At 53.5% G+C, this 13,196-nt stretch carries 11 protein-coding genes; 8 read left to right on the forward strand and 3 right to left on the reverse strand.

Features of this window, described 5'->3' with window-relative positions:
* Positions 1-64: 64 nt before the first annotated feature.
* Together priC and rsmS are read left to right on the forward strand one after the other, a co-directional pair.
* Positions 65-592, forward strand: coding sequence for a primosomal replication protein N'' (gene priC / locus Y71_RS20580; protein ID WP_007373590.1), 528 nt, complete (start codon positions 65-67; stop codon positions 590-592).
* A 14-nt stretch (positions 593-606) separates the two neighbouring features.
* Positions 607-750 (forward strand): pleiotropic regulatory protein RsmS, encoded by a 144-nt coding sequence (gene rsmS / locus Y71_RS20585; RefSeq protein ID WP_007373589.1) that lies wholly within the window; start codon positions 607-609, stop codon positions 748-750.
* Between the two features lie 33 nt (positions 751-783).
* Here rsmS and mscK read toward each other — a convergent pair whose 3' ends face one another.
* Complete coding sequence (gene mscK / locus Y71_RS20590) at positions 784-4,140, reverse strand: mechanosensitive channel MscK (RefSeq protein WP_007373588.1); 3,357 nt, start codon at positions 4,138-4,140, stop codon at positions 784-786.
* Between the two features lie 128 nt (positions 4,141-4,268).
* On the reverse strand, positions 4,269-4,922 hold the full coding sequence (acrR, locus tag Y71_RS20595; RefSeq protein WP_007373587.1) for a multidrug efflux transporter transcriptional repressor AcrR: 654 nt from the start codon (positions 4,920-4,922) through the stop codon (positions 4,269-4,271).
* Between the two features lie 142 nt (positions 4,923-5,064).
* On the opposite strand from acrR, the gene acrA reads away from it, so the two are divergent.
* The 6 genes from acrA to Y71_RS20625 all read left to right on the forward strand — a co-directional run bounded on the left by acrA (position 5,065) and on the right by Y71_RS20625 (position 11,766).
* Entirely contained in the window at positions 5,065-6,258 is a 1,194-nt protein-coding gene (gene acrA / locus Y71_RS20600; protein ID WP_007373586.1) for a multidrug efflux RND transporter periplasmic adaptor subunit AcrA, read from the forward strand.
* Positions 6,259-6,280: 22 nt separating this feature from the next.
* On the forward strand, positions 6,281-9,430 hold the full coding sequence (gene acrB / locus Y71_RS20605; RefSeq protein ID WP_007373585.1) for a multidrug efflux RND transporter permease subunit AcrB: 3,150 nt from the start codon (positions 6,281-6,283) through the stop codon (positions 9,428-9,430).
* Positions 9,431-9,943: 513 nt separating this feature from the next.
* Positions 9,944-10,318, forward strand: coding sequence for an Hha toxicity modulator TomB (tomB, locus tag Y71_RS20610; protein WP_007373584.1), 375 nt, complete (start codon positions 9,944-9,946; stop codon positions 10,316-10,318).
* Positions 10,319-10,341: 23 nt separating this feature from the next.
* The gene (hha, locus tag Y71_RS20615) at positions 10,342-10,560 is read left to right on the forward strand and encodes a hemolysin expression-modulating protein Hha (RefSeq protein WP_007373583.1); all 219 of its coding nucleotides are present in this window, start codon (positions 10,342-10,344) and stop codon (positions 10,558-10,560) included.
* Between the two features lie 65 nt (positions 10,561-10,625).
* Positions 10,626-11,186: a maltose O-acetyltransferase gene (gene maa / locus Y71_RS20620; protein WP_007373582.1), complete on the forward strand. Its 561-nt coding sequence runs from the start codon at positions 10,626-10,628 to the stop codon at positions 11,184-11,186.
* 100 nt (positions 11,187-11,286) lie between these two features.
* On the forward strand, positions 11,287-11,766 hold the full coding sequence (locus Y71_RS20625) for a YlaC family protein (protein WP_007373581.1): 480 nt from the start codon (positions 11,287-11,289) through the stop codon (positions 11,764-11,766).
* On the opposite strand, the gene pdxR is transcribed toward Y71_RS20625, so the two are convergent.
* A complete protein-coding gene (pdxR, locus tag Y71_RS20630; RefSeq protein WP_007373580.1) occupies positions 11,732-13,177 on the reverse strand; it encodes a MocR-like pyridoxine biosynthesis transcription factor PdxR in 1,446 nt (481 codons plus the stop codon). The genes Y71_RS20625 and pdxR overlap by 35 nt on opposite strands.
* Positions 13,178-13,196: the final 19 nt, after the last annotated feature.

Below are 13,196 nucleotides of genomic sequence, written 5' to 3' on the forward strand. Positions count from 1 at the left end.
AGCGCGCTTCATCAGCAAAATGAACGGTTAATGTAACAGACTGATATTTACCGGGGGAAGAGACGTGAAAAACGCCGCGCTTTTAAACATGCTGGAGCAGCAACTGGGCAAATTACGCCAGTTGGCCGCGCCGCTGGCCCAGCATACGACGATCAGCGCGCGTTTTGATCGCCAGCTTTTCCAGACCCGCAGCACGCTGATGCAGTCCTGTCTGGATGAGGCGGCGGCCAATCTGGCGGCGCTGCGCCGCGCTGTGGAGGGCAACCATCTGGAGCAGGTTGCCTGGCTGGCGGAACGCCTGACCGCGCAAGTCGCCGCTCTCACACGTGAAAGCGCCGTCTGGCCGCTGCGCGAATGGGATCATGCATCGCCAGGTATTGCACGCTGGCAACGCAGGCGTTTGCAGCATCAGGAGTATGAGCGTCGTCTGCTGGCGATGAAACAGGAGCGCGAGCAACGCTTGAACGCCGTCAACACGCTGGTCGAACAGCAGCAACTACATAAAGAAGTAGAGGCGCTGGCTGGCAGGCTCGCCCGTTGCCGCCAGGCGCTGGATAATATTGAGCGCGTGCTGGCACGCTTAACCCGCTAAACAGAGGAGAGAGAATGTCGCTGGAAAACGCCCCGGAGGAGGTCAAACTGGCCGTGGATCTGATCATGTTGCTGGAACAACATGAGATTGCGCCAGACGTCGTGCTGAAAGCGCTGGAGATCGTCAAACGGGATTTTGAGAAGAAACTTGAGGAGTGATCCCCTCCCCGGCGGGGAGAGGATCGACAGGATTTACCCCGCCTGAGAAGGCGTCGGATCGTCGCCTTTCAGTTCGCGCTTAACTTCAGTCAGCTCATCACCTTTGCCATTGCGCAGGTGGACTTCGAGCTGGTTAAAGGCGATATCAATATTGTTTTCGCGGCACAGCTTGTCGATGGTGCGGTTCAGTTCATCAACCGTGTAGCTGCGATCGCGCAGTTCGCGCACATACAGACGCAGTTCATGATCCAGCGTGCTGGCGCCGAAAGTGGTGAAGAACACCGCCGGCTCCGGATCGTGCATCACTTTTGGATGATCCATCGCGGCTTTCAGCAGCACTTTTTTCACTTTATCCAGATCGGACCCGTACGCCACGCCGAGGCGGATCACCACGCGGGTGATGGTATCGGAGAGCGACCAGTTGATCAGACGCTCGGTAACAAACGCCTTGTTCGGAATGATCACCTCTTTACGGTCAAAGTCGGTAATGGTGGTCGCACGGATGCGGATCTTACTGACCGTTCCGGAGAAGGTGCCGATGGTCACGGTATCGCCGATACGCACCGGGCGTTCGAACAGGATAATCAGACCGGAGACAAAGTTACCGAAAATTTCCTGTAAGCCGAAACCTAAACCAACCGACAGCGCCGCCGCCAGCCATTGCAGTTTATCCCACGAAACGCCCAGCGAGCCGAATACCGTCAACGCCCCGACGGCGATGATGACGTAGTTCAGGATCGTCGTCACGGCATACGAAGAGCCCTGCCGCATATTGAGCCTGGAGAGGATCAATACCTCCAGCAAGCCCGGCAAGTTGCGGATTAGCGCCCAGGCCACAACAAAAACAATCACCGCAAATAGCAAACTGCCAAGGGTTACGCTCTTCATTACCGCAGCGCCAGCTTCGGTGCCGTTGTAGTGCCACAGCGTGATGCTGTCGAGGTAGGCAAATACAGTGATCAGATCTGACCAAATCGCCCAGAACATCACGCCAAACAGCGCGACCATCACCAGCATCGTAATACGCAGGGTTTGCTGGTTCACCTGTTCCAGCGCGATGCTCGGCTCTTCCTGCGGCTCAGCGCCTTCGGCCCCCTCTTTCACCATATTCTGCCGACGCGCCAGCGCACGGCGATAGGCAATACGTCGGGCGGCCACGCTGAGGCCACGCAGAACCGTCTGGTAAAGCAGATTCCAGATAATCACCAGATAGACGGTTTCAATCCAGCGCCCGGAAAGACGCAGCGTGGTATAGAAATACCCCGTCGCGGTCAGCACCATCAGCGCGATCGGCACGATGGCCAGCACGGTGATGGTTGCCAGGCGAATGGAGTGAGACTCTTTGTCGCGCCAGCTTTCGCGGGACATCGGCCAGACCAGGCAGGTGATCACCAGCAGATTCAGCAGGATAACAAACTGCCCCAGCACGTCATCCATCAGGTGCAGCGGAGAGAGTTCAGAAACGACCGACCAGAAGTGCAGCGGCAACAGCGCCAGGCTGATACGCACAATTTGCCGCCGCCAGTGACTGGTAAGCTGGGCGGGCATATTAAAGTGGCTGACAGCGACACCGTCTTTCTCCAGCACTTTCCAGCACAGGCCGAATACCAGCCAGAACAATGCCAGTTTTTTACTGAAAGCCCACAGCAACTCGCTGACGTTAAGCTGCATGGTCAGCAGGATCAGGCCGATCGCCAGAATAATCAGGCACACCGGCAGCGCGCGGATAAGATCGATCAGAATCGCTTTCGGCGTGTGCAACTGACTGTCGTTACGCAGTTGCCCAACCTGCGCCGCCAGCTTCGCCTGATAATCTTTCAACCAGCGCAGACGCCAGCGGATAAGCCCGGCGATCAGCAGCAACGGTAGCCCTGCAAGGAACGCGATGGCTACCGCAGGCCAGGCTTTCTCCCAGTTGCCGGTGATCTTCATGGATTTGATTTGGTCATGCAGCGCCTGCGGGAAGGATTTGATCCAGTCCCAGTCCATTGGCTTATTGCTGTTCACCCAGAAGATCTGCTGCGTCAGAATTTCCTGCAGGCTTTTCGACACGCTCATCAGCTGCTGCTGGTTAACTTGCAGGTTGATGGCCATCATCAACTGAGTGCCCAGCTGTTTATTCAGTTGATCGAGCAGTTCACGGCGCATATCCACAACCTGCAACAGCGCGTCATGTACTTCATCGTTGACTTCACTGGAATGACCTTCCTCCAGTTTGGCGACAAAGGTATCGCTCTGGAACAGCGCATCACGCTGCTGGTTGATTTCAAACTGTTCAAGACGCAGATCCGCAATGCGGTTGGTCATGTCTTGCAGCTCATCCGCCGACGGCAATGTCTGCTGTTGCTGATACAAAATACGCGACAGCAACAGGCTGCCTTTCAGCACCGAGATCTGTTCTTTAACATTACGTTCGGATTGCAGGGCGCGGTCGAGCCAGTTTTTCACCTTAATATTCTGCTGCACCAGCGAGTTGCCATTCTCCGTGGCGGCAATCAACTTCTGGCTTAGCTGATGGTTAACATCCAGCTCCTGTTTCACCAGCGGATTGGCCTGAATGCGCGACGTTTCATCCGGCGTTACCGCTTCCTGTGCCGTCTTTTCCGTCAGTGTCAGACGCTTGCTGTTCACCGCTTCCTGCAACAACTGCAACTGATGCTCAAGGCGGTTGCTGTTCGCCGTCACGTAATCGCGTTGTTTTTGCAGCGTATCCTGTAATGTGGTGTTGCCTTCAAGGCTTTTGCGCAGTTGCTCGATCTGCGCATTCAACAACGCCTGTTGCACCTGCAACAGAGTTTGTTGCGTAGGACGCAGCGCGCCCTCGCCTGCCGCGGTGCCGTTCAGACGATTGCGGATCTGCTGCAACTGCTGGGAAGCGGAGTACATGGAGTTTTGTACACGCTCGGGCTGCGTTTGCAGCGAGACCAGTTGGCTGTTGTAGTTCGATAAATCGTTCTGGGCAGACTGTAAATCTTCCAGCAATTGTGAGATGCGGGATTCCAGCTGGCGCAAGGAGAGCGAAGCCAGCGTTTTACGCGTTTCGTCGTCGTTATCTTTATCACTCAGCGCGTTCAGGGCATCGGTCGCCTGGCGCAATTTATCCGGCGCCTGGGCAATTTTTTGCTTCAGCAACGCGGTTTCTTGCTTCACGCGGTCGATTTTGTCGAGCGTGTCCAGCGTCTCGGTCAAATCCTGAATAACCAGTTTGTCCTGCGCGGTATGATTTTTTTGTTTGTTTAGCGTATCAAGCTGGCTTTGTATGTCGCTGCGGGAAGGTAAATCGTTCGTGGTCTGCGCAAGGGCGGCGTTACTCACCAGGCTTGCGAAGAGAAGGAACAGTGCGGCGGCAAAAGCGGCGAGCGTGTTTCGCGTGCGGTAGTTGTGCAACATAATTTGAGCGATCGTTTTCTGTACGGGAAAGGCGGCCGGAATGGCCGCGAACGCAAGAATATCACGCCGTTATGCAACAACCTAGAAAAGTGACTCGCCTCCAGGATAAATCCTGGCGGCTCTGGTAGTCAGGCGCTGACGGCGCCCTGGTCTGCCTGCAGCGTCGGGCATAACTGGCACATCTCCAGCAGGATCGCCACGTAATCACGCGCTTCTTTTTTCAAATCGAAAGATTGCGGTGCAAACAGCCAGTTTTCCATAATGCCGGAAATATAGGCGCGCATTAATACGGCTACGCGGCGAGTGAGTAAATTGGCGGGCAGCAATTTTGCCTGAATACACTCAGTAAGCGTTTGCTCGATTCGATCATAACTTTCAAGGCTCAGGTTACGCTGCGCTTCTTGCACAATGGTCATTTCCCCGACAAACTCACATTTGTGAAAAATGATCTCCATCATTAATCGCCGGCGCTCTTCAACAACTGTAGCTTCAAGGATATAAACCAATATTTCTCTTAATACAGAGAGTGGATCGTCAGGGAATTTTGCCCGATACTCAAGCTCAAGATCGTCAATACTGGACTCTGATAATTTCCAAATTTCACTAAACAAATCCGACTTATTTTTGAAGTGCCAGTAAATCGCGCCGCGAGTCACGCCTGCCGCCTGCGCAATGTCAGCCAGCGAAGTAGAAGAAACGCCCTGCCGGGAAAACAAGTGTATGGCGACATCGAGAATGTGCTGTCGCGTCTCCAGCGCTTGTTGTTTGGTTTTTCGTGCCATATGTTGGTGAATTTACAGGAGTCAGATTTACATACATTTGTGAATGTTTGTACCATAGCACGACCATAATATAAACGCAGCAATGGGTTTTTGGGCCATTGATCCATTGATCAATTTGAAATCGGACACTCGAGGTTTACTTATGAACAAAAACAGAGGGTTTACGCCTCTGGCGGTCGTTCTGATGCTTTCGGGCAGCTTAGCGCTTACAGGATGTGATGAAAAACCGGCTCAGCAGGGTGCGGGGCAGATGCCGGAAGTTGGCGTCGTCACGGTCAAGACGGAACCTCTGCAAATCACCACTGAGCTACCGGGCCGAACGACTGCTTTTCGCATTGCGGAAGTGCGTCCTCAGGTCAGCGGCATTATTTTGAAACGCAACTTCACGGAAGGCAGTGACGTTGAAGCTGGTGTCTCGCTCTATCAGATTGATCCCGCTACTTATCAGGCAGCTTATGACAGCGCAAAAGGCGATCTGGCGAAAGCGCAAGCGGCTGCCAACATCGCTCAGATGACCGTCAACCGTTATCAGAAACTGTTGGGCACCAAGTACATCAGCCAACAGGATTACGATACCGCTCAGGCGGACGCTCAGCAGGCTAACGCTACCGTTGTCGCGGCGAAAGCAGCAGTAGAAAGCGCGCGCATCAACCTGGCGTATACCAAAGTGATTTCCCCCATCAGCGGTCGTATCGGGACTTCCACTGTCACGGAAGGTGCGCTGGTACAGAGCGGGCAAACCACGGCGCTGACTACCGTGCAGCAGCTTGATCCGATCTACGTTGACGTTACCCAGTCCAGCAATGATTTTCTGCGTCTGCAACAGGAAATGGCGAACGGTACGCTGAAGCAGGACAACGGCAAAGCGAAAGTTCAGCTCGTTACCAACGACGGTGTTCAATACGCCCAGGAAGGTACGCTTGAGTTTTCTGGCGTGACGGTAGACCAGACCACCGGTTCCATCACTCTGCGTGCTGTGTTCCCGAACCCGGATCACTCGTTGCTGCCAGGCATGTTCGTACGCGCCAAGCTGGAAGAAGGCGTTAACCCGAATGCCATGCTGGTTCCACAGCAGGGTGTTACTCGTACGCCGCGCGGTGACGCAACGGCGATGGTGGTGGGTGAAGGCGATAAAGTTGAAGTCCGCAATATCGTCGCAAGCCAGGCCATTGGCGACAAATGGCTGGTGACTGAAGGTCTGAAAAGCGGCGATCGCGTGATTATTGCTGGCTTACAAAAAGTCAAACCGGGCGTGCAGGTTAAAGCTCAGGAAGTGACTTCTGACAACAAAGAGCAAGCCCAGGCCGGCGGCCAGTCAGAAAAACCGAAGTCTTAACTAAAACAGGAGCCGTTAAGACATGGCTAAGTTTTTTATCGATCGCCCCATCTTTGCGTGGGTTATCGCGATTATCATCATGCTGGCAGGGGCTCTCTCGATCCTCAAATTGCCGGTAGCGCAATATCCAACCATTGCGCCGCCTGCAATTCAGATCACGGCCACCTACCCGGGTGCTGATGCGAAAACGGTACAGGATACCGTGACGCAGGTCATCGAACAGAACATGAACGGTATCGATAACCTGCTTTATATGTCATCTGCCAGTGATTCCTCTGGTACGGTACAAATTACAATTACTTTTGATTCCGGAACGGATGCGGATATCGCGCAGGTTCAGGTGCAGAACAAACTGCAACTGGCCATGCCGCTGTTACCGCAGGAAGTGCAACAGCAAGGCGTTAGCGTCGAGAAATCATCCAGCAGCTTCCTGATGGTTCTCGGGATGATCAGTACCGATGGTTCCATGACGCAGGAAGATATTGCGGACTACGTCGGCGCAACCATCAAAGATCCGGTCAGCCGTACTTCCGGCGTCGGTGACGTTCAGCTGTTCGGTGCGCAGTATGCGATGCGTATCTGGATGGATCCGAGCAAACTCAATAATTTCCAGCTCACGCCAGTTGACGTGATTGCGGCTATCAAAGCGCAGAACGCCCAGGTTGCGGCAGGTCAGTTAGGCGGTACTCCGCCGGTGAAAGGGCAGCAGTTGAACGCCTCTATCATCGCGCAAACCCGTCTGACCTCCACGGACGAGTTCGGTAAGATCCTGTTGAAAGTGAACGCTGACGGTTCGCAGGTTCGTCTGCGCGACGTGGCGAAGATTGAACTGGGCGGCGAAAGCTATGACGTAATCGCACGTTATAACGGCCAACCGGCTGCGGGTCTCGGTATCAAACTGGCAACCGGCGCGAACGCGCTCGATACTGCCGAAGCGGTACGTGCGACCATTGCCAAACTGGAGCCGTTCTTCCCGCACGGCCTGAAAGTGGTTTATCCGTATGACACCACACCATTCGTTAAGATCTCGATTAACGAAGTGGTGAAAACGCTGGTTGAAGCGATCGTACTGGTATTCCTGGTAATGTACCTGTTCCTGCAAAACTTCCGCGCAACGCTGATCCCAACGATCGCGGTGCCGGTGGTACTGCTCGGGACATTCGCGATACTCGCCGCCTTTGGCTACTCCATCAACACCCTCACCATGTTCGGTATGGTGCTGGCGATAGGTCTGCTGGTGGACGATGCTATCGTGGTGGTGGAAAACGTCGAACGTGTGATGATGGAAGAAGGCCTGCCACCAAAAGAGGCGACGCGCCGTTCCATGGGGCAGATTCAGGGTGCGCTGGTTGGTATTGCACTGGTGCTGTCAGCGGTATTTATCCCGATGGCGTTCTTCGGTGGTTCTACCGGTGCTATCTATCGCCAGTTCTCCATTACTATCGTTTCCGCGATGGTACTGTCTGTGCTGGTCGCACTGATCCTGACGCCGGCGCTGTGCGCCACCATGCTGAAGCCGGTTGCCAAAGGCGACCACGGTGAAGGCAAAAAAGGCTTCTTCGGCTGGTTCAACCGCATGTTTGAGAAGAGCACGCACCACTACACCGACAGCGTAGGGAACATTCTGCGCAGCACCGGTCGTTACTTGCTGCTCTATATCGTCATCGTTGCGGGTATGGCGGTGCTGTTTGTGCGCCTGCCAAGTTCGTTCCTGCCGGATGAAGACCAGGGCGTATTTCTCACTATGGCCCAGTTGCCTGCGGGCGCGACGCAAGAGCGTACGCAGAAAGTGCTGGATGAAGTGACGAAATATTATCTGGAAAACGAGAAAGACAACGTTAACTCCGTCTTTACCGTTAACGGCTTTGGCTTCTCTGGTCGCGGTCAGAACACCGGTCTGGCGTTCGTATCGCTGAAAAACTGGGACGAACGTCCTGGTGAAGCGAATAAAGTACCGGCAATCGCAGGCCGTGCGAGCGCGCACTTTGCATCGATTAAAGATGCAATGGTCTTCGCTTTCAACCTGCCAGCGATTGTTGAACTCGGTACGGCAACCGGCTTCGACTTCCAGTTGATTGATCAGGCGAACCTGGGGCATGAGAAATTAACCCAGGCGCGTAATCAACTGTTTGGCGAAATCGCGCAGCATCCGGATCTGCTGGTGGGCGTGCGTCCTAACGGCCTGGAAGATACACCGCAGTTCAAGATCGATATCGATCAGGAAAAAGCACAGGCGCTGGGCGTGTCGATTAGCGACATCAACACCACGCTGGGTGCAGCCTGGGGCGGCAGTTACGTTAACGACTTTATCGACCGTGGTCGCGTGAAGAAAGTGTACGTCATGTCGCAGGCCAAATACCGTATGCTGCCAAGCGATATTGGTAACTGGTACGTGCGGGCAACCGATGGACAGATGGTGCCGTTCTCCGCCTTCTCCAGCACACACTGGGAATACGGTTCACCGCGTCTGGAGCGTTACAACGGTCTGCCGTCGATGGAAATCCTCGGCCAGGCGGCTCCGGGTAAAAGTACCGGTGAAGCGATGGCGATGATGGAACAACTGGCCAGTAAGCTGCCAACCGGTATCGGTTATGACTGGACGGGGATGTCCTATCAGGAACGTCTCTCCGGCAACCAGGCGCCTGCGTTGTACGCCATCTCGCTGATCGTGGTATTCCTCTGCCTCGCAGCGCTGTATGAAAGCTGGTCGATTCCGTTCTCGGTCATGCTGGTTGTACCGCTGGGTGTTGTGGGTGCGTTGCTGGCGGCCACCTTCCGCGGTCTGACCAACGACGTTTACTTCCAGGTGGGCCTGCTGACGACCATTGGTTTGTCGGCGAAGAACGCGATACTTATCGTCGAATTCGCCAAAGACCTGATGGATAAAGAAGGCAAAGGCCTGGTAGAGGCGACGCTGGAAGCGGTTCGTATGCGTCTGCGTCCAATTCTGATGACCTCACTGGCATTTATCCTTGGGGTACTGCCGTTGGTTATCAGCTCCGGTGCAGGTTCCGGCGCGCAGAACGCAGTAGGTACTGGCGTAATGGGCGGGATGATCACCGCAACCATACTGGCTATCTTCTTCGTTCCGGTGTTCTTCGTGGTGGTGCGCCGCCGCTTTAGTCGCCACGGTGAGGATATTGAGCACAGCCATAAGGTTGAGGAGCACTGATCGTTTCTCTAATAGAAAAGGCCGCACTTAGCGGCCTTTTTCATATCAGTACATCCGAAATTAAAAGCATTTATTGTCTGTTTGTTTATTTTGTACTGCCAATATAAGGCTTATAATAACTATGTATTTTGAAAGCAGCGATCATTTACCGTTTATAAACTTTAATTATCTGGTACAATCAGTTTAACTCAGACGATTCCTGGTATAAAAATACCGTTCGAACTGGAATAATCTCTTCCATGCTAACTTAATGAATCTCAAGGATGAACAAGCAATAACGCCCGCAGGCGTAACACGCTTCATCCCGACGTCATGTTCCTATTTTGTCCATTTTTCTCAAAAAAAACATTATTTGTAATTTTTCGTGATAGCACAATGAAATCCCATTCAGACTAGCTTATAGTTATATTGACAAACATAAAGCAGCGTCTGTCTCTGGTCAGAGCAGAAGTTCCCATCCTGAAACAGCAGTCGGTCAGTAAAAAAAAATTACCACTCAGAAGGGGATGCGTTATGGACGAATACTCGCCAAAAAGGCATGATATCGCGCAGCTCAAATTTCTCTGCGAAACACTGTACCATGACTGCCTTGTTAATCTCGAAGAGAGCCATCATGGGTGGGTTAACGATCCTACATCAGCGGTGAACTTGCAGTTAAATGAGCTGATAGAACACATAGCGACCTTCGCACTTAATTATAAAATTAAGTACAATGAAGATAATAAACTGATTGAACAGATAGACGAATATCTTGACGATACGTTTATGTTGTTCAGTAGCTATGGCATAAATACACATGACTTACAGAAATGGCGCAAAACAGGTAACAAGCTGTTCCGCTGCTTCGTCAATGTAAGCAAGGCTAATCCTGTTAGCCACTCTTGTTAATTTTTCAACACTAAGGTGAAGGTATGTCCGAAAAACCATTAACAAAAGTTGATTATTTGATGCGTCTCAGACGTTGTCAGACAATTGATACCCTTGAACGTGTAATTGAAAAAAATAAATACGAACTTCCGGATGAGGAACTCGCGGTGTTTTATTCAGCAGCCGATCATCGCCTGGCAGAACTGACCATGAATAAGCTGTATGACAAAATCCCCTCCTCCGTGTGGAAATTTGTACGATAATTCTGCTAACTATTTTTCTACGCAAACAGAACGTTCAGATTCCGTGACGAGTGTCTTCGAATCAGATGAATGACGAAAAGCAAAAAATGATTGCCGGATTGCCCTATCTTTCGGCAGACGAAGTCTTGCGCGCCGATCGTCTGCGAGCCAGGCAGTTGCTGCATCGTTACAATCATTCGGCGCCGGAAGAAAAAGCCGAGCGTAAAGACATTCTCTCCAGCCTTCTCGGCCACAGTGATGGGGTCTACATCGAACCGAATTTTCGCTGCGATTATGGCTACAATATTTTTCTCGGCCGCAATTTCTACGCGAATTTCGACTGTGTCATGCTCGATGTTTGTCCAATTCGTATCGGCGATAACTGCATGCTGGCGCCCGGCGTTCATATCTATACCGCAACGCATCCGCTGGATGCCGCTGAACGCATCAGCGGCGTGGAATATGGAAAACCTGTCACCATTGGTCACAATGTCTGGATTGGTGGCCGCGCCATTATCAACCCGGGCGTAACGATTGGCGATAACGCCGTCATCGCCTCCGGTGCGGTCGTTGTGAAAGATGTTCCGGCCAATGTCGTGGTCGGTGGCAACCCGGCGCGGATCATCAAACCCCTGCCAGCCATCTAACTGTTATCGTTTTTTGCGGCAAAACTGTTACTTTTTTCATACAAAATGGCAACTTAAAATAGCGTGTCCACCTGCAAAACAGTATCAGTAAAGGCGTAAGATGACAGAGATACAGCGGCTGCTCACCGAAACGATTGAAGAGATCAACCAGCGCGAGAAACGGGATAACCGCCCGCGCTTCAGCATCAGTTTTATTTGCAAACACCCCGGCCTGTTTGTTGGCATGTATCTGGCCTGGCTTGCCACGCTGGCGGTGATGCTGCAGTCCGAAACCCTCTCAGGCTCCGTCTGGCTATTGATCGTGCTCTTCGTGGTGCTGAATGGTTTCTTCTTTTTTGACGTTTACCCTCGCTACCACTACGAAGATATCGATGTGCTCGATTTCCGGGTCTGCTATAACGGCGAGTGGTACAACACGCGATTTGTTCCGTCAGGTTTGATTAACGCGATCCTGCAATCCCCGCAGGTCGAGGAAGAGAGCAAATCCCGGCTGGAAAAAATGGTTGCGCGTAAAGGCGAGCTCTCATTTTATGACGTCTTCACCCTCACCCGTCCCGAAACTGCTCAATCAATCGGTTAAGTGTACGTACCGCCGCCGTAAACCGGCTGGCGGACGTATTGCCGTAACCCAGAACCAGCCCGCTGGAAGCAGCACGCTTGTGCAGCCAAAAACGGCTTAATGCATGGGGCGCAAGTTGCCATTGCCTCGCAGCGAGGGCTACCGCCTCATCATCAATCCCCGGGATCGCCAGCGTTAAGTGCAGTCCACCGCCGCCGCCATAAACCTGATGCGCAACGTGCAGCTCATTGCGAACGGCTTCCAGCAGGTGCGCTTGCCGCTTGCGATACAGCCGACGCATCGCGGCGAGATGTCGTGCGTAGTGCCCATCTTCAATAAAACGCGCCAGCGTCAGTTGCTCGGCACGATGACCGCCACGTAACAAACTACCGATTGCCGGTCCGGCAGCCTGCGCCAGCGCGGGCGGCATCACCATAAAACCGATACGCAACGATGGAAACAAGGTTTTACTAAAAGTACCAAGATAAACCACGGGCGGATTCGCCACCATGCCTGACATCGCCGGAATGGGCTCGCCCGGATAGCGAAACTCACTATCGTAATCATCTTCCACAATCCAGCTTCCCACTTGCCGGGCATAGTCCAGCAGCGCCAGCCGCCGGGCCGCGCTCATCACCTTGCCCAGCGGATACTGATGTGACGGCGAGGTGTAAATCATGCGCGGTGGCCGGGCCGCAGAGTTCAGCACCATCCCTTCATCGTCGATCTGCATGCCCGCCACTTCCAGGCCAGCCGCCAGAAAAGCGCTTTTGGCGCCACCGTAACCCGGCTCTTCCACCCATGCATGCTCGCCCACGTCGCTAAGTAAATGCACACAAAGCATCAGCGCTTCCTGCGCGCCTTCGGTGATCACTATCTGTTCAGCATCGCAATCAATGCCGCGAGATATCGCCAAATGGCGGGCTATCGCTACGCGTAAACGCCATTCACCGGCGGATTCACCATAATTCAATAACGGGCTGCCTTCATCGCGCCACACGCGTTCAGCCAGCCGTCGCCAGACTGTCAGCGGGAAGTAATTTGCCGCCGGAATGCCCGGCGTCAGCGCCAGCGCGGGCGAATGACGTAAAACGCCGCCCGGCAGTTGCTGTACACGCTTAGCGAGCGTTATCGACGGCGCCGGATCCGTTCGCTCAACTGTCGCCAGTTTCGCCACTCGAGTTCCCTGGCGATCGCGCAACACATACCCTTCAACGGCCAGTTGTTCCAGCGCTGCATTCACGGTATTACGCGAAATATTCAGCATCTCCGCCAGTACGCGCGATCCCGGCAACAGACTGCCGGGCTTCAACATCCCCTGCCGTACCGCGTCGCGCAGCGCCACATACAGCGCGCGCTGCCGCGTCAGGCTGGCGCGATCCTTCAGCGCCCGTCGCAGCAGCGCGTACAGTCCATCCTCAGGAATATTCATTATTTTCTCCGCGTGGCTC

Source organism: Kosakonia radicincitans DSM 16656 (assembly GCF_000280495.2).
GTDB classification, from domain to species: domain Bacteria; phylum Pseudomonadota; class Gammaproteobacteria; order Enterobacterales; family Enterobacteriaceae; genus Kosakonia; species Kosakonia radicincitans.

Coding starts and splice junctions, on each gene's coding strand:
- maa (WP_007373582.1), top strand. CDS start 10,626: ATGAATGACGAAAAGCAAAAAATGATTGCCGGATTGCCCTATCTTTCG.
- acrB (WP_007373585.1), top strand. CDS start 6,281: ATGGCTAAGTTTTTTATCGATCGCCCCATCTTTGCGTGGGTTATCGCG.
- hha (WP_007373583.1), top strand. CDS start 10,342: ATGTCCGAAAAACCATTAACAAAAGTTGATTATTTGATGCGTCTCAGA.
- tomB (WP_007373584.1), top strand. CDS start 9,944: ATGGACGAATACTCGCCAAAAAGGCATGATATCGCGCAGCTCAAATTT.
- mscK (WP_007373588.1), bottom strand. CDS start 4,140: ATGTTGCACAACTACCGCACGCGAAACACGCTCGCCGCTTTTGCCGCC.
- rsmS (WP_007373589.1), top strand. CDS start 607: ATGTCGCTGGAAAACGCCCCGGAGGAGGTCAAACTGGCCGTGGATCTG.
- Y71_RS20625 (WP_007373581.1), top strand. CDS start 11,287: ATGACAGAGATACAGCGGCTGCTCACCGAAACGATTGAAGAGATCAAC.
- acrA (WP_007373586.1), top strand. CDS start 5,065: ATGAACAAAAACAGAGGGTTTACGCCTCTGGCGGTCGTTCTGATGCTT.
- pdxR (WP_007373580.1), bottom strand. CDS start 13,177: ATGAATATTCCTGAGGATGGACTGTACGCGCTGCTGCGACGGGCGCTG.
- acrR (WP_007373587.1), bottom strand. CDS start 4,922: ATGGCACGAAAAACCAAACAACAAGCGCTGGAGACGCGACAGCACATT.